This is a genomic window from Telluribacter roseus (genome assembly GCF_017355915.2).
Taxonomy (GTDB): Bacteria; Bacteroidota; Bacteroidia; order Cytophagales; family Spirosomataceae; genus Telluribacter.
Map to the genome: position 1 here is coordinate 443453 of NZ_JAFEUV020000002.1, position 23463 is coordinate 466915.

At 52.9% G+C, this 23463-nt stretch carries 15 protein-coding genes; 8 read left to right on the forward strand and 7 right to left on the reverse strand.

All coding sequences use genetic code 11. The annotated features are described in order from the left end of the window. Window positions 1–63: 63 nt before the first annotated feature. The 6 genes from JTN23_RS05150 (at window position 64) to JTN23_RS05175 (ending at window position 14081) form a co-directional block, all read left to right on the forward strand. Window positions 64–1545: a RagB/SusD family nutrient uptake outer membrane protein gene (locus tag JTN23_RS05150; RefSeq protein ID WP_247232860.1), complete on the forward strand. Its 1482-nt coding sequence runs from the start codon at window positions 64–66 to the stop codon at window positions 1543–1545. A 215-nt stretch (window positions 1546–1760) separates the two neighbouring features. After that, complete coding sequence (locus JTN23_RS05155) at window positions 1761–5129, forward strand: VCBS repeat-containing protein (protein WP_247232861.1); 3369 nt, start codon at window positions 1761–1763, stop codon at window positions 5127–5129. A gap of 31 nt (window positions 5130–5160) precedes the next feature. Continuing rightward, window positions 5161–8520 (forward strand): VCBS repeat-containing protein, encoded by a 3360-nt coding sequence (locus JTN23_RS05160; RefSeq protein ID WP_247232862.1) that lies wholly within the window; start codon window positions 5161–5163, stop codon window positions 8518–8520. Further along, the gene (locus JTN23_RS05165) at window positions 8507–11827 is read left to right on the forward strand and encodes a VCBS repeat-containing protein (RefSeq protein WP_247232863.1); all 3321 of its coding nucleotides are present in this window, start codon (window positions 8507–8509) and stop codon (window positions 11825–11827) included. Before JTN23_RS05160 ends, JTN23_RS05165 begins: the two co-directional genes overlap by 14 nt. 113 nt (window positions 11828–11940) lie before the next feature. Then, complete coding sequence (locus JTN23_RS05170) at window positions 11941–12477, forward strand: hypothetical protein (protein WP_247232865.1); 537 nt, start codon at window positions 11941–11943, stop codon at window positions 12475–12477. Window positions 12478–12722: 245 nt separating this feature from the next. Further along, window positions 12723–14081, forward strand: coding sequence for a vanadium-dependent haloperoxidase (locus JTN23_RS05175; protein ID WP_247232867.1), 1359 nt, complete (start codon window positions 12723–12725; stop codon window positions 14079–14081). Window positions 14082–14146: 65 nt separating this feature from the next. Here JTN23_RS05175 and nadB read toward each other — a convergent pair whose 3' ends face one another. From nadB to JTN23_RS05210, 7 genes are all read right to left on the reverse strand, one after another. Continuing rightward, window positions 14147–15760, reverse strand: a complete 1614-nt coding sequence (nadB, locus tag JTN23_RS05180) for an L-aspartate oxidase (RefSeq protein WP_247232868.1) — start codon at window positions 15758–15760, stop codon at window positions 14147–14149. A 52-nt stretch (window positions 15761–15812) separates the two neighbouring features. After that, window positions 15813–16256: a hypothetical protein gene (locus JTN23_RS05185; protein WP_247232870.1), complete on the reverse strand. Its 444-nt coding sequence runs from the start codon at window positions 16254–16256 to the stop codon at window positions 15813–15815. Between the two features lie 24 nt (window positions 16257–16280). Further along, entirely contained in the window at window positions 16281–17279 is a 999-nt protein-coding gene (gene nadA, locus JTN23_RS05190; protein WP_247232872.1) for a quinolinate synthase NadA, read from the reverse strand. Between the two features lie 354 nt (window positions 17280–17633). Beyond that, the gene (locus JTN23_RS05195; protein WP_247232873.1) at window positions 17634–19055 is read right to left on the reverse strand and encodes an inorganic phosphate transporter; all 1422 of its coding nucleotides are present in this window, start codon (window positions 19053–19055) and stop codon (window positions 17634–17636) included. 115 nt (window positions 19056–19170) lie between these two features. Next, window positions 19171–20220, reverse strand: coding sequence for a dual-specificity RNA methyltransferase RlmN (gene rlmN / locus JTN23_RS05200; protein ID WP_247232874.1), 1050 nt, complete (start codon window positions 20218–20220; stop codon window positions 19171–19173). Between the two features lie 100 nt (window positions 20221–20320). Then, window positions 20321–20872, reverse strand: a complete 552-nt coding sequence (locus tag JTN23_RS05205; protein ID WP_247232875.1) for a CvpA family protein — start codon at window positions 20870–20872, stop codon at window positions 20321–20323. Next, window positions 20869–21321, reverse strand: coding sequence for a GatB/YqeY domain-containing protein (locus JTN23_RS05210; protein WP_247232876.1), 453 nt, complete (start codon window positions 21319–21321; stop codon window positions 20869–20871). The genes JTN23_RS05205 and JTN23_RS05210 overlap by 4 nt, the downstream gene beginning before the upstream one ends. A gap of 197 nt (window positions 21322–21518) precedes the next feature. Here JTN23_RS05210 and JTN23_RS05215 point away from each other — a divergent pair, with 197 nt between their 5' ends. Both JTN23_RS05215 and mnmH read left to right on the forward strand, forming a co-directional pair. Then, on the forward strand, window positions 21519–22244 hold the full coding sequence (locus tag JTN23_RS05215; protein ID WP_247232877.1) for a pyridoxine 5'-phosphate synthase: 726 nt from the start codon (window positions 21519–21521) through the stop codon (window positions 22242–22244). A 176-nt stretch (window positions 22245–22420) separates the two neighbouring features. Continuing rightward, entirely contained in the window at window positions 22421–23461 is a 1041-nt protein-coding gene (gene mnmH / locus JTN23_RS05220; protein ID WP_247232879.1) for a tRNA 2-selenouridine(34) synthase MnmH, read from the forward strand. Window positions 23462–23463: the final 2 nt, after the last annotated feature.

Genomic DNA, 23463 nt, shown 5'->3' on the forward strand with positions numbered 1-23463 from the left:
ACAGAGTACTGATACTAAACGGCCGAAAAAAACGTAAAGAAGATTCTAACAATAGTAGCAACTATGAGAAAATCATTAATCTATCTGGCATTGGCGGGCGCTATTACGATGGCTTCCTGTACCAATCTGGAAGAGTCAGTGTATGGGATCATTCCCAAAGAAGGCTTCGGAGGAACTCCCGAGCAGCTGGCGGCTCTTCTTGGTCCTGCCTATTCGGGCATACGTGGCTATGCCGAACATATTCATAATACCGAAGTAACCACCGACGTGATGCTGGTACCTACCCGCGGTCGGGACTGGTACGATGGTGGTGAGTGGCTCAACTACAACCGCCACACCTGGGCTACCACCCACAGCCGTATCAACAATATCTGGGGCTGGTTGTACGAGACAGGTATCAACACCATCAACAACCTGATCCCGCAGGTAGGAAATAACACCAACGCGGTTGCGGAGCTGCGGGCCGTACGTGCCTTCTACTACCTCATAGCGTTGGATACTTTTGGTAACGTACCTATCATTACCGAAGGATCGGGTGCTACGCAGGTAACCAACAGCCCCAGAGCGGAGGTATATGCCTTTGTAGAGAAAGAGCTCAGAGAGGCGCTGCCCAACCTGATCGAGGGAGAGTCCTACGGACGCATCAACCAGATGACGGCTCACGCCCTGCTGGCCAAGCTGTACCTGAACGCACAGGTATACAAAGGAGCACCCGAATGGCAGAAAGTGATCGATGAGACTACGCTGATCATCAACTCAGGCGAGTACTCGCTGTCGTCTAACTTCTTCGAGAACTTTGCTGTACGCAATGAGAATTCTAACGAAAACGTCTGGGCTATTCCGTTTGATCGTTTTCAGGCGGGGGGTATGAACATCCCGTACCGTACCCTACACTATGGTAACAAGCTCACCTACGGTCTGGCTGATACTCCGTGGAATGGTTTCTGCTCCCTGGCTGAGTTCTATAACTCGTTCGAAAACAATGACGTCCGCAAGCGTATGTTTATCGTCGGCCCTCAGTATGCGGCCGATGGTACTCAGCTGCTGACAGACGCGGGTCTTCCGCTGGTATTTACTCCTGAGGTACGTACAGATGAGTTTACCTCGTCGGATCCTGAGTACCAGGGAGCGGGCGCCCGTCTGGGTAAGTACGAGATCCAGCGTAACAACACAGTAACTGATCAGGACAATGACTGGGCTATGATCCGTCTGTCAGATCTATATCTGATGCGCGCCGAAGCTAACCTGCGCCTGGGCAAAACTGCTGAGGCTATGACGGATGTGAATCTGGTGCGGACCCGCGCGGGAGTAACCCCGCTGACCGCGCTGACACTGGACGAACTACTGGCTGAGCGTGGCCGCGAGCTGGCCTGGGAAGGCTGGCGCCGCAGTGACCTGATCCGCTTTGGTAAGTTCAACGATGTAGGAGGTCGTTTTACCAGCAAGTTTATGCGTAACCCCGCTCCGCATACAGTATTGTTCCCGATTCCGCAGCAGCGTCTGGATGCCAACCCAGGGCTGAAGCAAAATCCGGGATACAACTAATCCGGAAGCGTACTTCGATATAGGAAAAGGGAGTCTTTGGACTCCCTTTTCTGTTTGTACGGAGCAACTTCTTCCATCTACCGGGCTGCTTCAGGGATGTATGCTGCCGGTGGTATTCTATATCGTATCTGCTAACTCCAAACTGTTGGTTTTAAATTAATGAGAATGAGTACAAGAATCGTTAATTTTGTATTCTTTCTATTTAAAATAAGAATATGCGTACTATCCTCTGGTGTGTTGCTGTCGTAGGGCTAGTCCTGACCGGATGTAAACGATCGACTGACGACCAACTTTTTGAATCCCTCTCTTCGTCTGTGACTGGTATTGACTTTGAAAACCGGCTACTGGATAAAAAAGAGCTTAACATATTCAACTACCGTAACTTCTACAACGGAGGCGGCGTAGCCATCGGAGACGTGAATGGCGACGGCCTGGCCGATATATTTGTTACTTCCAATTTTGAGAAAAACCGCCTTTACCTGAATCAGGGCAATACCCCCGGTGAGGAGTGGAAGTTTGAAGATGCTACCGAACTGGCCGGTGTAGGAGGTACCAAGGCCTGGTCTACGGGCGCTACCTTTGCCGACATTAACGGCGACGGCCGCATGGACATCTACGTATGTAACGCGGGTAATGTGCAGGGCGACAGCCGGGGCAACGAGCTCTTTATCAACAAGGGTAATAATGCTGACGGAGTACCGGTATTTGAAGAAAAAGCGGCTCAGTACGGCCTCATGGACGGTGGGTTTTCTACGCATGCCGCCTTCTTCGACTTCGACCGGGATGGCGACCTCGACATGTACCTGCTCAACAACAGCTTCACGCCTGTGGATAAGCTGGGCTACCAGAACTTCCGGAACATGCGCGACAAGCTGGGGGGCGACAAGCTCTTCCGTAATGATGGAGCTCGTTTTACCGATATAAGCGAAGAGGCCGGTATTTACGGGAGCCTGATCGGCTTTGGCCTGGGCATTACCATCGGGGATGTTAATCACGACAACTGGCTCGACATCTACATCTCCAACGACTTCTACGAGCGCGACTACCTGTACATCAACCAGCAGGATGGTACTTTTAAGGAATCCCTCGAAAGCCACATGCCCCACATTAGTCTCTCGTCCATGGGGGCGGATATTGCGGATATCAACAACGACGGCAATCTGGACATATTCGTCACGGATATGCTGCCGGAAGACGATGTGCGCCTGAAAACCACTTCGGTATTTGAAGGCCATGAGGTAACCGCGCTGAAGCGCGAGCGCGACTACTGGCACCAGTACATGCGTAACATGCTGCACCTCAACAACGGCGACGGTACCTTTACGGAAGTGGGACAACTGGCCGGGGTACATGCTACCGACTGGAGCTGGGGGGCGCTCATCTTTGACATGGACAGCGACGGGCAGAAAGACCTGTTCGTGGCCAATGGCATCGTCAAGAACCTCACCGATCAGGATTATGTGGCTTTTCTGGCCGATCAGAATAACATTCAGGCCATGATTGAAGGCCGGATGAAGTTTGACTACCGCGAGTTTGTGAACATGATCAGCACTACCCCGATCCCTAACTACGCGTACCGGAACGGGGGAGGGCTCAAATTTGACAATAAAGCCAAAGAGTGGGGGCTGGGCAAGGCCAGCTTCTCTAATGGGGCGGCCTACGGCGACCTGGACAACGACGGGGACCTGGACCTGGTGGTGAATAACAACAACGAGCCTCTGGGGGTATTCCGTAACCACTCGGTGGAGCGGTATAAGAAACACTACCTGCGGGTCAAACTGCAGGGGACAGGAGGTAATCCCAACGCCATCGGAGCCAAGGTATATGTGCACCAGCCTCAGGGAACGCAGTTCCTGCAGCAGATGCCCAACCGGGGCTTTCAGTCGTCCAGCGACCTTACCCTTATTTTCGGACTAAACACTACACCTGCCATTGATTCACTAACGGTGATCTGGCCCGACGACCGTATGCAGGTACTCCATAAGCCCGCCGCCGATACTACCCTGGTACTGCGTCATAGAGATGCCAAAGCGAGCTGGAAGACTCCCGCTCCGGCACCCAACAGGGTACTTCCCTTTGCCGACGTGACCTCAGCCAGCCGGCTGGACTTTGTACATACCGAAAACGACTTCATTGACTACAACCGGGACGGCCTCCTGAAGCAAAAGTACTCTACCCAGGGACCTGCCCTGGCCGTAGGCGACGTCAATGGCGATGGGCTGGATGATGTGTACTTTGGAGGAGCGGCCGGTCAGCTGAGTCAGCTGTACCTGCAGGGCGCTAATGGTACCTTTACGAAAGCCTCACCGGGAGCCTTCCAGGCGGCCCAAGCTTCGGAGGAGGTCGCGGCCCTATTCTTCGATGCCGATGGAGACAAGGACCTGGACCTGTACGTGGTTATGGGCGGCAACGAGTTTCTGACCGACAATCCGCTGCTGCTGGATCGCTTCTACCGCAACGACGGCAAGGGTGGCTTTACCTATGAGGCCGATGCGCTGCCTAGCGTTACGGCCAGCGGAGCCTGCGTAAGAGCAGCCGACTTTGACCGGGATGGCGATCTCGACTTGTTTGTAGGTTCGCGCCTGGTACCCGGGCAGTATGGCTATGACCCCATGAGTCAGCTCCTGGTCAACGATGGCAAGGGTAAATTTACAGATCGTTCACAGGCTATGGCTCAGCTAAGTGACCTCGGTATGGTGACCGACGCCCGATGGGAAGACCTGGACAAAGACTCCTACCCCGACCTGATCATCGTGGGGGACTGGATGCCGGTTACGATTTATAAAAATGAAAAAGGGAAGAAGCTGACCCGCCTCGACGTACCTTCGCTAATGAAGAGCAACGGCTGGTGGAACTGCATTTACCCCGAAGATATAGACGGCGACGGCGATATGGACTTTGTATTGGGCAACCTGGGCCGTAATTCCAGACTGGTAGCCTCACCCGATCGCCCCGCCCAGCTCTATACCAATGACTACGACCGGAATGGTTCGGTGGAGCAGATCATCACCTGCTATAACCGTGACGGCAACAGCTACCCGATGGTACTTAAGCCCGATCTGCAGAAAGTACTGCCAGTGATCAAGAAAAAATTTGTGAAGCACGCCGACTACGCCGGTAAGACCATCGAAGAGCTGTTTACACCCGAGCAGATGCGGGGGGTGGTCAAAAAAGCAGTTTATAACCCCAATACATCACTGCTGATCAACAACGGCGGTTTTAACTTTGAGATGAAAGCCTTACCGCTGGAAGCCCAGCTCTCACCAATATTCGGCATCAGCACCGTGGACTACAACGGTGATGGCAGCAAGGACATACTACTGGCGGGCAACTTCTTCGATGTACTGCCGGAGCTGGGTCGCTACGACTCCAACTACGGCCTGGTACTACGATCCAAAGGCAACCATGAGTATGAGGCCGTCAAGCCCAGTGAGACGGGCTTTAGGCTGAGTGGACAGATCCGCAGGATGCAGATGGTACGTGGTAATGGCGCACAGCGCTGGCTGGTACTGGCCAAGAACAACGACAAAGCGCAGGTAATAGCCATGACGCCACCCTCTGCTGCACTGGCAGCCAAGAATTAAGATTCTTTCATCTGTGTGATAGATATAGATAATGATAGTAAGTATAGTAGTAAGCAGTGGTTTACGTTTTCTTAAAGGAGCAGCTCTCATTGCGTTGATAGGTCTGTACTCCTGCCAGAAAGCCGACGATCAGGAGTACAGTAGCGAGCCTCTGTTTGTACGGATGGACCCGAAGCAAAGTGGGATCACCTTCGTTAATGAGATCGTCGATACGCGGGAGTTCAGTATTCTGGATTACCTGTACTTTTACAATGGCGGGGGCGTGTCGGCCGGTGATATCAATAACGATGGGCTGACGGACCTGTACTTTGTCTCGAACCGGGGCAAAAACAAGCTGTACCTCAATAAGGGAGACTGGAAGTTTGAAGAAGTAGCCGAAAAGGCCGGGGTAGCCGGCAAAGCCGACTGGCAAACGGGCGTTACCATGGCCGATATCAATGGCGACGGCTACCTGGACATCTACGTGTGCGCCGTCAGCAACTACAAGGGGCTCACAGGCAGTAACGAACTGTACATCAACAACGGCGATGGTACCTTTACCGAGCGGGCCAAAGAGTACGGACTGGACTTTCAGGGCTTTGCCACGCAGGTTGCTTTTTTTGATTACGACCACGACGGCGACCTCGACGCTTACCTGCTGACACACGCGGTACATACTTCGCTTTCCTACGGAAGGGTATCAACCCGGGGGCTGGAGCGGGACAAGGAAGCGGGCGACTACCTGTTTCGGAATGAAGGCGGAAAGCGATTTACCGACGTCAGCGAGCAGGCGGGTATCTACGCCGCTCCTATGGGCTATGGCCTGGGTATATCGGTAGGTGACCTCAACAACGACGGCTGGGAGGATATCTACGTAGCTAACGATTTTCACGAAGACGACTACTACTACATCAACAACAAGAACGGAACCTTTACCGAAGCCCTGCGCGAGCACTTTACCCACACCAGTAAGTTTTCGATGGGTAACGACATGGCCGATATAAACAACGACGGCCTGCTGGACGTGGTGACGATGGATATGTACCCCGAAGATCCGGCCGTGGAGAAAGCCTCGGCTGGCGAGGACCCGCTGGATGTGTACCTGTACAAGCTGCAGTTTGGTTTCTACAACCAGTATACCCGCAATACCTTACAGCTCAACCAGGGAGGGGAGAAGTTCAGCGACATAGGAGCTATGGCCGGAATTGCCGCTACGGACTGGAGCTGGTCGCCACTCCTGGCCGACTACGACAACGACGGCATCAAGGACCTGTTCATTACCAATGGTATCGTGCGTCGTCCCAATGACCTGGAGTACCTGAAATTTGTATCAAGTCCGGAAGTATCGGCTAAGCTGATGCAGGGCAAGGCGCTGGATCTGGAAGCCATTAAGCGCATGCCCGATGGCCTCACCCACAACTACCTCTATAAAGGAACCGATAGCCTGCAGTTTGTGGATCAGTCACTGAGCTGGGGCTTCCACGAAGACAGTTACTCCAACGGAGCTGCCTATGCTGATCTGGACGGGGATGGCGATCTGGACCTGATCACCAACAATATCAACGGCGTAGCCGGTGTGTACCAGAACCGCCAGGAGGCCGTAGCGAAGAACCATTACCTGAAAGTAAAGCTGAAAGGCGATGGGTTTAATAGCTTCGGAGTAGGCGCGAAAGTTTACGTAAAAACCGACAAGGGCTGGCAGTACCAGCACAATATGCCCACGCGCGGCTTTATGTCATCCGTAGAGCCCGGTCTGGTGTTTGGCGTAGCCAAGAGTACGACTATTGACTCGGTGGCGGTGGTATGGCCCAATCAGAAGGCTCAGGTACTGACGGGGGTAAAGCCCAACCAGACCCTTACCCTGAACCAGTCGGAGGCTGCCGGTAGCTTTACACCGCCAGCTGCCAGACAGCCACTTTTTCAGGAGGTAACCCAGCAGGTAGCCTTGCCCTACACCCACAAGGAGAATACCTACTACGACTTTACCCGCGAACCCCTGATGCCCTTTAAAATCTCTACCGAAGGTCCGGCTCTGGCCGTGGGGGATGTTAATGGGGATGGTCTGGATGATATGTACCTGGGCTCGGCGAAGTTTGAGAAATCAGCCTTGTACCTGCAGACGCCCGAAGGGGGGTGGGTACCCACCAGCCAGCAGGTTTTTACGGCTGATTCTACCTTTGAAGATATAAGGGCTATATTCTTTGACGCCGATGGCGACAAGGACCTGGACCTGTACGTAGTGAGCGGAGGCAACGAGTTCTTTGGGCAGAGTCCCGAACTGCTTGACCGGCTGTACCGCAACGACGGCAAGGGTAATTTCACCCGCGATAGAGCCGCTCTGCCCGCTATGTACACCAACAAAGGTACCGTGGTAGCCGCCGATGTAGACAAGGATGGTGATCTGGACCTGTTTGTAGGTGGTAGGGTAGTGGCCTACAGCTACGGCCGCATCCCTGAGTCCTACCTGCTGATCAACGACGGCAAAGGTAAGTTTACCGATCAGACGGCCGCCCTGGCACCTACCCTGCGCAAGGTAGGCATGGTCACCGACGCTACCTGGAGCGACTACGACGGTGATGGGGACCCGGATCTGCTGGTAGTGGGCGACTGGATGCCGGTGCGGGTATTTGAGAATGTTAAAGGACAGCTAAGCCTGGCGGAGTCGGGGCTGGAAGGGATATACGGTTTCTGGCAAACCATTCAGAAGGCCGACCTCGATGGTGACGGCGACGAAGACTACGTGGTAGGTAACCTGGGCACCAATACCAAGTTCCGGCGCGGGTGGGATGGCCGCATTCGTATGTACGCGGGCGATTTCCTGAATGTGAACAAGACGGATCAGATCCTGGCTTACGGAGTAGGGCCGAATTTCTATCCCGTACCACTCAAAGATGAGATTGGGAAGGTCATCCCGTACGTCAACCAGCGATTCCCCAACTACCGCGACTTCTCCGGAAAGACCATCGAAAAAATATTCAAATCCAATGAGTTGAATGCCGCCGAACTTCGGGAAGTCAATACTTTCGAGAGCGTCTGGATCGAGAACCGGGGCAAGGGTACATTTGCAGTACACCACCTGCCGTACATGGCGCAGGTGTCCAAGATATTTGCGGTACAGGTGGCCGATGTCAACGATGACAATCGCCCGGACCTGCTGCTGGGAGGGAATTTCTATAACGTAAGTACCTACCAAGGACGCTACGATGCCAGCTACGGACTGGTACTGCTGAACGAGGGCAAAGGCCAGTGGAAAACGGTACTACCCACCGAAGCCGGCTTTGTGCTGGATGGTGAGGTACGGCACATCCGATCTGTACGTACGCCCTCCGGCCCTATGTATACTGTAGTACGTAACAACGCCAGTCCGTTGTTTTTCAGAACCATCAGCAGCAAGTACTATGCGCACAAGTAGCTACCTGGTAGTGGCCTTAGCCACACTGCTGAGCGCCTGCTCGCAGAAGGCTCCGACGCTGTTTGAACGGCTGGATGCCTCCGATACGGGCGTTACGTTCGAAAACCGCCTGCAGGAGAGCGAGCAGTGGAATATCCTGGCCTACGAGTACTACTACAACGGCGGTGGCGTGGCCGTGGGCGACTTCAATAATGACAGCCTGCCCGATATCTACTTTACCGGCAACCAGGTACCTAATAAGCTTTACCTCAACAAAGGAGATTTTATATTTGAAGACGTCACCGAGAAGGCCGGTGTAGCGGGACGCACTGACGGATGGGCTACGGGCGTGACCGTAGCGGATGTCAACGCCGATGGTTATCTGGACCTGTACGTGTGCTACTCGGGGCCACTCGCGGCGGATAAGCGCAAGAATCAGCTCTTTATCAACAACGGCAACCTGACCTTCACGGAGCGGGCTGAAGAATACGGCGTAGCTGAATCCGGGTACTCCACGCAGGCAGCCTTTCTGGATTACGACCGGGACGGCGACCTCGACCTGTACGTGATGAACCACAACCTTCGCAACTACGGGCGCAAGGAGGCCGCTTTTCTAAAAGCCAGCCGTGACCCCAATGCGGGGGACAAGCTGTACCGTAATGAAGGAGGAAAGTTTATAGAAGTAGGTGAACAGGCGGGTATCAGCAGCAATCCGTTGGGATTCGGACTGGGACTGGCCGTAGCCGATCTGAATCAGGATGGCTGGCCGGACCTGTACGTGGGCAACGACTACGTAGAGGAAGACTACGTGTACCTCAACAACCGCAACGGCAAGTTTGAGGAGAGAGGCAAGCAGATGATGGGCCACTACTCCTTCTCTACCATGGGTTGCGATATTGCCGATGTCAACAACGACGCCCGTCCGGATGTATTCACCATGGATATGCTCCCGGCCGACAACGCCCGGCAGAAGCTCCTGGCCTGGCCCGACAGCTGGAGCGTACAGCTCTCCATGCTGGAGAATGGCTTCCACTGGCAGAATATGCGCAACATGCTGCACGTCAATGTAGGTACTGATGCCAATGGCCTACCCAAGTTCAGCGAAGTAGGCCAGCTGGCTGGGGTGTCCAACACCGACTGGAGCTGGGGAAGCCTCTTTGCGGATTTTGATAATGATGGCTACAAAGATATGTTCGTATCCAACGGCTACGTCCGCGACTACACCAACCAGGATTTTATAAAGTACTACGCCGACGAGAAGATGAGGGCGGACGGTAATGGCTCACTACTGAAGCACCTGGAAAAGATGCCGTCTACACCCACCCATAACTACATCTTCCGCAACGAAGGCAATTTATCATTTGCCGACAAGGTAACCGACTGGGGCTTTGACCGTACCACCATAGCCAGCGGCTCCGCCTACGCCGATCTGGACGGTGACGGTGACCTGGACCTGATCACTAACAACACCAACGAGTCGGCGGGTATATTTCGTAATCACCAGCAGGAGCGGGAGCCGCGGGCTTTTCTGAAAGTAGCTTTTAAGTCGGCCCCGCCATTGGGAGCCACCGCTCTGGGAGTTACCACTCTGGGAGTCAAAGCACTGGTATATACCGGCGGATCGGTACAGATGCAGGAGTACTACACCACGCGCGGCTTCCAATCCAGTTCGGCCGGTCCGTTGCATTTTGGGTTGGGCAAGGCTACGGGAGTGGATTCGGTCCGGGTAGTCTGGCCGGACGGACAGAGCCAGCTACTCAAAGAGGTGAAGGTAAATCAGACCCTGTACCTGGATAAAGCGAATGCTGCGCCGTATACTAATGGCCCTGCTCCCTATTCAGCTCCGCTGCTGGAAGAGGTAGCCGCCCCTGCCTTTACGCACCGTGAAAACTTTGTCATTGACTTCAACCGGCAACTACTGCTGCCCCGGCAGTACTCGTACGAAGGCCCCCGACTGACTAAGGCGGATGTAAACGGCGATGGACTGGAAGATTTCTTTGTGGGAGGGGCTATGGGGCAAAGCGGAGCCATTTTTCTGAAAAGAACTGATAACTCTTTCCAACTCTTACGACAGCCCGATTTACAGTCTGATTCTACCTACGAAGACCGCGCGGCTGTATTCCTGGATGCGGATGGCGACGGGGATCAGGACCTGTACGTAGTAAGCGGAGCCTACGAAATGCAGCCATCGGATGCTGCTCAGGAGGACCGCCTCTACCTGAATGATGGCCGCGGTAATTTTACGAAAGCCCCAATAGGGTACCTGCCGGGCATCCGTCGCAGCGGTAGCTGCGTAGCCGCGCTGGACGCTGATAAGGACGGCGACGTGGATCTGTTTATAGGAGGAGGCGTGAGTCCCGGTGAGTTTCCCTACGCCGCCGAAAGCTTCCTGCTGGTCAACGACGGAAGGGGCCATTTTACCGTAGCCTCCGATCCGCTTCCGGTGCTGGGTATGCTCACCGATGTAGGCGTGGCCGATATCAACCGGGATGGCTGGCCCGATCTGGTGGTAGTAGGGGAGTGGATGCCCATTACCTACTTCCTCAATCAGAAAGGAAAGTTTGATTTTAAGCAGAAGCAGGTCGTGGAGGGCTCCGAAGGCCTGTGGCTGCGCCTGGCGGGTGCCGATCTGGATAAGGACGGAGACATCGATTTTGTGGTCGGCAACTGGGGGCTTAATAATCCTTTCAAGCCCTCCGCCGCCGAGCCGGTTACCCTCTATGCCAACGACTTCGACCGTAACGGTACCCTTGATCCTTTTATCTCTTACTATATTCAGGGGAAGGAGTACCCGCTGGCTAGTCGTGACGAGGCCCTTGAACAGCTATTGCCCCTGCGGAAGCGATTTACCGACTATGCTACCTACGCGAAGGCTACTTTGGGAGAAGTACTTTCAGAAGTGGAACTGAAATCAGCCGAAATACGTAAAGTGGTTGAATTACAGACTAGTTTGTTGATGAACGAGAGCGGTAAGCTAGTACTGAAGCCACTGCCTCGACTGGTGCAGCAGGCTCCCGTAAGCGCTATCGCGATTGATGATTTCAATCAGGATGGGCACCTGGACCTGTTACTAGCTGGTAATCTTTCCAAAACCCGTATTCGGATCGGAAAGATGGACGCCTCCTACGGAAAGGTACTTCTGGGTGACGGAAAGCAGGGATTTATTTCCGCGGGTATGGATGAGGCTGGTATCAGTATACCTGGTGATACTAAAGATATCCTAAGGGTAGGGGATCAGTGGCTAGTAGCGCGTAATGATGCCCCTTTGCTGCTATTGCGCAAGAAAAAGCGTACGTTGCCGGATATGCCGCTGACTGTGAATAAGTAGAGTGCAATATAGCCTGACTTATTGCAATGTATCAGAAGTGCACCTGGTACTTGTGTACCGATAATTAATCATTTACCTTTGTAAAAGAATATTTTATCCTTGTACCGTACTACTTGAAAAAGTTGCTGGCCATCGGTCTATTGCTCTTGCTACTGCTCAATATTTTGGGGCAGTCGGTGGCGGTATTATGTATCGAGCAAATGTACAGAACGTCGGACAAGGGAACGATGGGTGATGAATGGGTAGTACTTAAAGTACCTCTGTCTATCCCCTATGGTACTACCTGGCAGAACGATGCCCCCTCAGGACTGATCCAGTACAACGGTAACTTCTATAACATCGTAGAGCAGCGGTATGAGAATGACTCCCTTTATACCGTCCTGCGCTCCAACCTGAGTGCCCGGGAGCAGTTCTTCGCCATTGCCGATCAGCTTCAGCAGCAATTGGGGCAGGATACTGACAAAAGCAGCCCCGTAGAAAGGACGGCGAAATTGCTGGCCGGAGCCTTAAAACATTACTTACCTACGCATTACTACGTTAGGCTGTTCTGGTGGGAACTCCTGCCCGAACACTCCCCCGTACCTGCCTATCAATCATTGGTGGCTTCGTCCGACGCTACCCCTGCATCTCCGCCACCGGAGCTGGTCTAGCCTATCCCTGTAGACACAAATAGTCGCTGGTGCTGAGGAGCTACACGTGCTCTGGTACCTGATGCTACGTCGTACTATTTGTGAAGTTATTCGGCAACCCACCATCCCGGCAGCCGTATGCGACTCTGCTATTTCAGGTAGTACTATCGTATGCTCTAGCCGCCTCCTGATGGGACTGACCTGCGTCAGTGCATAGCCGACATGAATTGAGTAGGTTTCCAGACTTTTTATATTTACGTAAACCAATGAAAAAGATCTTCCTCCTGGCAGTGGCTTTTAGCTTCGCTGCCGTACTGAATGGATGTAAAAAATCATCTCCCCCGGAGGTATATAATAAGTTAGCTTCCGATCCGCAGTTGTTTCATAATACTACTGTGCAGCTAACCAACGTGATCATCCACGATATCTTTAAGCCACCGGTTGCCAGCCGTATCTATTCGTACTCGTTTCTGGCGGCTTACGAGGCACTGGCTCCCAGTGATCCTGAGTACCAGAGCCTGGGCGGGCAGCTCAATCAGTTTGAGGTACCTCCCCGTCCTGAAGATGGAAAGGAGTACTGCTATCCGCTGGCCAGTGCCAAGGCGTTTACCGTAGTAGGTCGGGCATTGACCTTCTCGGGCGATATGTGGGATAAGTACGAGAAAGATTTCTTTAAGAAATACGAAGAAATGGGTATTCCAGAGGATGTGTACGAGCGCTCCATCACCTATGGTGAACTCGTAGCCAAGCACGTACTCGACTATGCCGCCAAGGATCACTACAAGGAGATCCGGGGCTTCCGCTATACGGTGACCAACGCCCCCGGTACCTGGGTACCTACCCCACCGGCCTACGCCGATGCCTGCGAACCCATGTGGAATACCGTACGTACTTTCACACTTGATTCGGCTGGGATGTTTAAGTGTCCTCCTCCGGCCAAGTATGATCTTAACGAGAAGAGTGAGTTTGTAAAGCTGGCGCGCGAGGTATACGACATCGGTAAGAACCTCACCGAAGACCAGCGTACTACGGCCTACTTCTGGGATGATAATCCATTTGTAACCAATGTAGTGGGCCACGTGATGTTTGCGAACAAGAAGATGACCCCTCCGGGCCACTGGCTGGCTATTACCCGTATCGTATCCCAGGACAAAAACCTCAGCCTGATAGAGGCGGTAGAGGCTTATACACTGGCCGCTATATCCATGTTTGATGGGTTTGTGTCGTGCTGGGACGAAAAGTACAAGAGTGTACGCGTACGCCCCGAAACGGTGATCAACGGCAACTGGGACCCCAACTGGAGACCTTATCTGGAAACGCCCGCTTTCCCCGAGTACGTAAGTGGTCACAGTACCATTTCGGCTTCCTGCGGAACCATCCTTACCAACCTGATCGGGGATAATGTAGCCTTTACCGATACGACCGAGAAGAAGTACGGCCACGGGCAGAAGTCTTTCAAGTCATTCAAGGAGGCCTACTGGGATGCTTCGTACAGCCGTATGTACGGGGGCATCCACTACCGTGATGGCGTAGAGGAAGGAACCAACCTGGGTGAGAAAGTAGGTCAGTGGGTGTGGAATACTGCTGTTACCCGCAAAAGCCGCACTGTGATCGCTAAGCGTTAAGTAAGTAAAAGTAATTTCTTGAAACCTCCTGGAGCGTAGAGTTATCCGGGAGGTTTTTTTATGTCTTACTTTAATCCGGTAGCTGCATACTCAGATGCTTCCTGACGGACATTGTCCAGGTTGTAGTGCAGGCCAATGTTTTCGCGCCGGGCCATAGCCATTTTGAGCACCAGGTACGACACCGTGATCATATTGCGCAGCTCACAGATTGCAACCGACACCTTCGACTCCCGGTAGAGTTGCTCATGCTCCTGATGCAGCAGCTCCAGACGGTCGTAGGCGCGCTTCATACGTCGGTTGGTACGTACGATGCCCACGTAGTTGGACATGATGCTGTTGAGTTCGCGGGTCATCTCTGTAACGAGGATATTCTCTTCCGGATGGGTAGTGCCGGAGTCGTCCCACTCAGGGATGTTGTCAGGAATGCGGGCCTGGGCAAAGTGCTCTAGCGTACTGAGGTAGGCGCGATGGCCAAATACTACCGCTTCCAGCAGCGAGTTGGAAGCAAGGCGGTTGCTCCCGTGCAGGCCGGTACAGGCACACTCCCCCACGGCATACAGGAAGTTGATATTGGTCTGCCCCCACTCATTGACCCTTACGCCTCCACACAGATAGTGCTGGGCCGGTACCACCGGAATCATATCCTTACGTACATCGATACCGATGCTAAGGCAGTACTGCGTTATGTTGGGGAAGTGTTCAAAGAATTTTTCGTAATCCAGATGGCGCACATCCAGGTACACGTGCTGGACCCCGTTCTTCTTCATTTCGGAGTCAATGGCCCGGGCCACGATGTCGCGCGGGGCCAGCGAGAGGCGATCATCGTAGTACTCCATGAAGGTACTGCCGTCGGCATTCTTCAGAATACCACCAAAGCCGCGTACGGCTTCCGAGATCAGGAAAGAAGGCTTCTTGCCCGGCTGGTAGAGGCTGGTCGGGTGAAACTGCACAAACTCCATGTTGTCGCAGATTCCCTTGGCGCGGTAAGCCATAGCGATACCATCACCGGTAGCAATGGTAGGGTTGGTAGTACTCTGGTAGATATTGCCGATACCGCCGGTAGCCAGTACCGTAGTACGGGCCAGAAACTTCTCTACCCGGCCTGTCTCACGGTTAAGTACATAGGCACCGTAGCACTCGATATCTTCGCGGTAGCGGTACACCGTCTGGCCCAGATGGTGCTGTGTGATTAGCTCTACGGCGTAGTAGTGGGTAAATATCTGTATGGACCGGTGACGTTTTACTTCTTCCAGCAGGGCCCGCTCTATTTCGGCCCCGGTAATATCCTTAAAGTGCAGGATGCGATGGTCCGAATGTCCTCCTTCGCGGGCCAGGTCATAATCGCCGTCAGGTACCTTATCAAAGCGGGTACCGTAGTCGATCAGTTCCTGTATACGATCCGGAGCCTCCGTCACCACGATCTCTACGATATTCCGTTTGTTCATGCCATCGCCGGCATCCATCGTGTCCAGGATATGCTTCTCAAACGAATCAGACTCGGCCCAAACGGCTGCTATGCCTCCCTGTGCGTACTTCGTGTTGGTTTCGTCGGCCTGTACCTTGGTGATGATACCAATGGAGATGGGTTCACCCTGGGCTTCAAAATGGCGCGCCAGTTTGGCAGCGTAGCTAAGTCCGGCGATACCGGAGCCGATGATTAGGAAATCGAACTGAGGCATAAACAGGGGTATTTATTCTGCTGGTGTCTTTGTTAGAAGTAGTTCAGAAACGTTAGTCAGGTTGCTTACTTACAAACTTCAGGGACAATTTAGTCACACGCGGTGGATCGTATATCGTACTCCGGGTTTCCATTACAAAATAATCCTCATACACATTGCGTGGGTAGATGTTCCACCCGCCCGTCTTGGTGACTGAATCACGCAGGGCAATCACATTCTGCACCGGATAGGCCTTCCACTGAAAGTGCTGCGTATTGCCCGGTCCCTGAAAGTGTCCCTCAAAGGAGCCATCGGGTCGGAAACTCAGCCAATCCATATACGTATCAAACCTCACGCCGCTGATATGCGGAATGTGTCTGCCTTCTTTAAACACAGGTACCTCATCCATTGCTATTTCCTGAATATACCACCTGGGCACTGCCATCAGCCGCTTTTGTGCTTCCTGCACGTCTTTGGCTGATTTCTGGCAGGCCGCCGTAGTTAATATGATAAGCAATAAGAAAAGGCGCTTCATCCCTATTTATATCCCTTTGCTCAGCTCCAGCATGCGGGCTACTGATTCATAGGCTTTCTGACGGGTCGCTTCGGGTACGTGTATCTCCGGTTGCTCATACAGTAGCGCCTTGTATACCTTCTCGAGGGTATTCATCTTCATATAGGGGCACTCCGAGCAGGCGCAGGTATTGTTTTCGGTAGCCGGAGCCGGGATCAGCCTCTTGTGCGGCACGGCCTCTTTCATCTTATGCAGGATACCCGCTTCGGTAGCTACGATAAAGGTATCATGCGGAGACTCCTGTACAAATTTCAGCAGTCCAGTAGTGGAGCTGACAAAGTCGGCCTGAAGCAGTACATCTTCCTTGCATTCCGGGTGTGCAATGAGCACGGCTTCCGGGTGTTCTTCGCGTAGCTTTTGCAGCTTCTCACGCGATATATCAATGTGTACGATACAGGCACCATCCCACAGTACCATATCACGGCCTGTCTTCTTGGAGACGTACCGGCCCAGGTTGGCATCCGGGGCGAATATAATCTTCTGGTCCTCGGGGAGGCTACCTACGATCTGCAGAGCGTTGGACGAGGTACATACAATATCCGTCAGTGCCTTGATCTCGGCTGAGCAGTTGATGTAGCTGATCACAAGGTGGTCGGGGTACTGCGCCTTGAAGGCGGCAAACTTATCCGCCGGAGCGGAGTCGGCCAGTGAGCAGCCCGCATTCAGGTCAGGAATAACTACTTTTTTGTTGGGGCTCAGGATCTTGGCGGTTTCACCCATGAAATGCACCCCGCAGAACACGATCATGTCCGCATCAGTAGCGGCAGCCTGCTGCGATAGCCCCAGACTATCACCCAAGTAGTCTGCTATATCCTGAATCTCGGCATCTACGTAGTAGTGCGCCAGAATTATAGCGTTTTTTTCTTTTTTGAGGCGGTTTATCTCCTCTACCAGATCAATGTTTTTCGCTACCGCTTCGTTCACGTATCCGTAACGAGCCACCTGCTCCGCTATCTGATTGGTCATTTGATGTTGTGGTTTTGCTTTATGTCTAACTACCGGAATTTGCAAAGCTTTAAACAAACGTGTAGTAGGTACCTACTTACCTTAACTACTAAATGGCGCTGGTACAACTAGTTAAAAGGGAGTAGTCAGCGCTGTTTGTCAAACGTATACATAACGTAAGGACGCATTTCCTCGTTCAAATCAGCCACTTCAAAGTTGCACGTTTGGTTGTATGCAACCCAACCCTCCGAGGAAGAGGCGTAAAAATAACAGCAATTTTGAATGTTAGCTCATTTAGTAGCACGTAGAAGAAGGATAAAAGTAAAGCCCGATACGTGTACCGGGCTTTACTTTTACTATATATGGAGTCTTGAGTTACAGGATCCAGCGGAAGAAGAAGTAGAGCGTAGCCGACAGGAACATCGTCACCGGCAGGGTCAGTATCCAGGCGATAAGGATATTCCGCACAGTACCGGCCTGCAGGTTCTTGATACCCTTGCTGGCCACCATGGTACCGGCAATACCGGACGAAAGTACGTGGGTAGTACTTACCGGCAGACCCAGACCCGACGATACCCCAATGGTACTGGCAGCTACCAGCTCGGCTGAGGCACCCTGCGCGTACGTAAGATGCTGCTTACCGATCTTTTCACCAATCGTGATTACAATACGCTTCCAGCCTACCATGGTACCAAGGCCCAGCGACAGTGAGATCATCAGAATCACCCAGTCGGGGGCATAGTCGGTAAAGCGGCGCAGACCTGCCTTATTATCAGTCTGTTCTTTGAGCATATCCACTTCAGCGCTAGTCAGGTTGGCATCACCGCTGTCAGTGATGTTCTTTACGTTACGGCTGATCAGGAGAAGCGAGCGACGTACTTCCAAACGCTCATTTTCCTTAAACTTATGGTCTTGAATAGGTTGGTTCAGATGGCCCTGCAGGCGATCTATTTCCTGCTTGGCCTGAGCCCATTCTGTTCTGTTTTTAGCTGAGAGCCGGGTCGTATCTACCTTGTTAAGGGTGGTTTCGATGCTAGTCAGGTTTCCCTGCATCAGGCGGGGGTCTTTTTCATTATCGAGCGCAAAGTAAGCGGGGGTAATACCAATCAGGATCAGCATGACCAGACCTACACCCTTCTGTCCGTCGTTAGAGCCGTGGAAAAAGCTTACCATAGTACAGGTCAAGATCAGGATACCACGGATCCAGGTTGGAGGAGGCTGATTTTTCTGAGGCTCGCTGAATACCACGTTACGCAGCGGCTTATCAAGCATACGACGGAGGATAAACATCAGTACTACGGCCAGGGAAAATCCAAAAAGAGGCGAAGCCAGCAGGGATATGAATATCTCCTGTGCCTTGGACCAGTTAACACCTACGCCGGAGGTATTTTCGGGCATAAAGGTAAAGGCCAGACCTACCCCCAGAATAGACCCGATCAGGGTATGTGAGCTCGAGCTGGGCAGTCCAAAGTACCAGGTACCCAGGTTCCAGACGATAGCACTAAACAGGAGCGATAGTACCATGGCTATGCTGTGGTACACATTCTGATCAATGAGCAGCTCTACGGGAAGCAGGTTTATAATACCCATGGCTACGGCGATACCGCCAAAGAATACGCCAAGGAAGTTACAGAAGCCCGACCAGACTACTGCCACGTTAGGTTTGAGCGAATTAGTGTAAATTACAGTAGCAACGGCGTTGGCTGTGTCATGAAATCCATTCACAAACTCAAAAGCACAAGCAGCAAAAAGACTAAACGCCAGGAGGAGGAAAATGTCGGTCTCTAAGCCAAACATATAAATTGGGTTAAATATAAAAATTGTGCAAAAGTACTTAAACTTCCTGAGGCCAATGTTAAGAAATTGTTAAGTGATATAAACAGGAAAGGGCCGCCCCTGGCGACCCTCCGTCTTAACTTTTATTGGCAAGCTGCCCACAGGCGGCATCTATATCCTTACCGCGGCTACGTCGGACACTCACAGTCACGCCTTTATTCTCCAAAAAGGCCGCAAACTGATCCAGACGGTCAGCTTCGGTGTTACGGAAAGCAGCCTCCGCAATGGGGTTATACTCGATGATATTGACCCGTGCAGGTACCTTTTTCGTAAATTCCCAAAGCTCCTTGGCATCCTGTAAAGTATCATTGAAGTTGTTGAATACAATGTACTCGAAGGTGATGCGGTTGCCGGTTTTTTTATAAAAATAATTCAGCGCCTCCGCCAGGTTTTCCAGCGAGTTGGACTCATTGATGGGCATGATCTGGTTACGCTTGGCGTCGTTGGCCGCGTGCAGCGACAGCGCCAGCCGGAAGCGTACTTCGTCATCCCCCAGTTTCTTGATCATTTTGGCAATACCCGCCGTCGATACCGTGATCCGCTTGGGCGACATACCCAGGCCCTGCGGCGAGGTAATGTGCTCAATGGACTGCAGTACATTGGCGTAGTTGAGCAGGGGCTCACCCATACCCATATATACAATATTGGTAAGCGGAGCGCCAAAGCTGGCATCAGCCTGCCGGGCTATCTCTACCACCTGATCGTATATTTCGCCGGCTTCGAGGTTGCGCTTGCGCTCCATGTACCCCGTTGCACAAAACTTACACGTCAGCGAACATCCTACCTGGCTGCTGACGCAGGCGGTCATACGGTCGTCGGCCGGTATCAGTACCCCCTCTACCAGGTGCGTATCGTGCAGCCGGAAGGCCGACTTGATGGTACCGTCGTTGCTCTGCTGCTGCTTAGCTGTGGTGAGGGAGTAGATGGCAAAGTGCTCGTCCAGCAGCTCGCGGGTACGCAGCGACAGGTTGGTCATCTCACTAAAAGAGCGCACCGATTTCTTCCACAACCACTCATGGATTTGCTTGGCTCTGAAGCCCTGCTCACCCTGTTCTGACAGCCACTTTTTCATCTGCTCTACCGAGAGCTTCCGAATATCGGCCTTTTCATTTACCTCCGTTATCATCTATCTGTTAGAATTCAATGCTAATATATAATGGGTGAGGCGATCCTGAGGTTAAGTAATGTTTAAATCCACCTGCTGGGGCTCCAACACCTGAATCTGCTTAACTGTTCCCTTCGCGGTCTCCTTCCAGGTACTCCCTTTTCCAGTCCCGGATCAGCTGGCTTCCGGTGGGCCACCATTCGACGGCCGAGGTGATGACTTTGGGGGCTACTGGGGTAATAAGCGGAAAAATATGGGTGCCTTCGGTACGATGTTCGGGAATCCTCACTCCGATAGTACTTAACAACCAGAAGAATACACTCGTTCCGAATATCCATGTAAATATACCTACCGAAGCACCGGCCAGGCTGTCAAAAGTACCAAGCATGGTATAGCGGAGGGTACGGCGGATGGAATAGCCGAATTGGTTCAGTAGCATGATCGTAGGAAAAAACACCACCGAGAAGCCAATGTAGGGTAGTATGCGCCGGGCGGCGGTCGCACTGATATAGGGGGCCAGTATCTCCATACCCAGCCCCAGAAATTTAAAACCAACTATCATGGCTACCACCAGCCCTGCCACCCCGATAATCTCGATGAGCAGTCCTTTGCGGTAGCCATTGACAGCCCCCCACAGCAGGGGGATCAGGATGAGAACATCCAGAAGCATCATGCCAGCATGCTCTTCACTAAGGTGGAGATAACACGGCCGTCGGCCTGTCCGGCCAGTTCTTTGGTAGCTACTCCCATGACCTTTCCCATGTCAGAGGGGGCTTTCGCGCCTACGCGATCTATAATATCCTGCAGACGGGCTCTTACTTCTTCTTCGGTAAGTTGCTTGGGCAGGAACTGCTCTATAATGGCCAGTTCGGCCTCTTCTTTGCTCCATAGGTCTTCGCGGCCCTGGGTCTGGTATACTTCGGCGGCTTCTTTGCGCTGCTTGGCGGCTTTGGTCAGGAGTTTGATCTCCTCTTCGGCCGATAGCTCCCCGCCGGTGCTGCCTTCCTTGGTTTCTTCCAGCATGATCAGCGACTTGATAGCACGCAGGGTGCGCAGCTTGTCCTGATCTTTGGCCCGCATGGCATCCTTGATACCTGCTTCTACTTGACTTTTGAGTGACATGAGTACTTGTGTATTTTGGAATGATGGTGGCCGCAGAGGCTTATTTTCCGGCTACTCCGGTGACAAGGGAGTAAAGAAAAATATTTCTTTGGCAACATCTGTTCGTAAAAGATAACTTTGGGGCAAAGTTACGAAACCCGGCTTTCGGTTCCATCATCTAAAACAGCAATCACCGAATTACTAACACATTCCACCTTATGACCCGGCTTAGTGTAAATATCAACAAAATAGCAACGCTTCGCAACTCGCGCGGTGGGGATAATCCTAACGTAGTAAAAGCGGCTATCGACTGCGAGTCCTTTGGAGCACAGGGTATTACTGTACACCCCCGACCCGACGAGCGGCACATTCGCTACCAGGATGTCTATGACCTGAAGGAGGTGGTGACGACGGAGTTTAACATTGAGGGAAATCCGTCCGAAAGGAAGTTTGTGGATCTGGTACTGGCCGTAAAGCCGGAACAGGTAACCCTGGTACCTGATGCGCTGGGTGCTATCACGTCCAATGCGGGCTGGGATACCGTAAATAATAAGGCGTTGCTGACCGAGCTGGTGGCGGAGTTTAAGCAGGCGGGTATCCGGGTGTCGGTGTTTGTGGATGCCGATGAGCGCATGGTAGAAGGAGCCAAACTATGCGGAGCCGATCGCGTAGAACTCTATACGGAGCCTTATGCTCACCTGTACCCCGACAACCGTGAAGCGGCGGTGGCTCCCTTTGTCAGGGCAGCCGAAATGGCGCGCCAGGTAGGCCTGGGCCTTAACGCCGGCCACGACCTGAGCCTGGAAAACCTTCGCTACCTCAAGAAGTGCATACCCTGGCTGGACGAAGTTTCGATTGGACACGCGCTCATATCCGATGCTCTGTATTTTGGCCTCGAAAATACAATACAGATGTACCTGCGGGAGTTAGAAGAGGAGGGTTAGATGATAGCTTGTTAGCTTTTAGGTAGTAGCCGTTAGTTTTCTGCTTATATAGTATATGTGGATGGAAGCACAGCAATGCCCTGGTAATAGACCTGGCACGAGCACAAGTTACTACCGAGGCGACACATACCTATCCTATAACTAATCCCTAACAACCTAATAGCTGATACCTACTTATGCCCCAGGCCCTGTCCCCCCAAGAGTTTCTGAAGAAAGCCGCTACCTTACCCGTAGTGGATGTGCGTTCGCCGGGAGAATTTGCTCAGGCGCATATTCCGGGAGCGGTCAATATCCCCCTGTTTACCAACGAAGAGCGGGCGGTAGTAGGTACTGCTTACAAGCAGATCAGTAAAGACGATGCCCTGCTGAGGGGACTGGAGTACGTAGGCCCCAAGATGGCGGACTTTGTGCGCCAGTCCAGAGCGCTGGCTCCCGACGGAGAGATACTCGTTCACTGCTGGCGCGGGGGCATGCGCAGCGGTTCCTTCGCGTGGCTGCTCGAGACGGCCGGCATGAGAGTGTCTACCCTGGTGGGTGGCTATAAGGCCTACCGCAACTTGGTACTGGATGGCTTTACGCAGCCCCGCCAACTGGTCATACTGGGTGGCAAAACGGGCAGCGGCAAAACCGAAATTCTGAAAGAACTCCATAAGCTGGGCGAGCAGGTACTGGACCTGGAAGCACTGGCACACCATAAGGGCTCCTCCTACGGGGCCATCGGGCAGGCTCCTCAGCCTACGTCCGAACAGTACGAAAACGACATCGCTGTACAGTGGCAGCAGCTCGATCCCGAGCGCCGGATCTGGGTAGAGGACGAGAGCCGTACTGTGGGGCGCTGCTTTGTGCCTCTTTCGCTGTGGGAGCAGATGTGTCAGGCACCCGTAGCTTTTGTCGATGTTCCTAAGGAGGTGCGTATTCAGCGACTGGTACGTGAGTACGCCTGCTATGATCATAGCCTGCTTTATGAAGCTACTGACCGTATCCGCAAGCGGCTGGGTGGTCAGCACCACCAGGCAGCCCTGGCGGCCCTGGAGCAGCACGATTACGCTACCGTAGCCGATATCACCCTTACCTACTACGATAAGGCTTACCTTCACGGCCTTTCCTTCCGCACGGCCGATACTATATTCAAAATTGACATTTCTGAAGACAATCCGGTGCAGACTGCCCAACAGTTGGTTGCCTGGGCCGAGAAGCTACATACTACCGTAGCCTGATA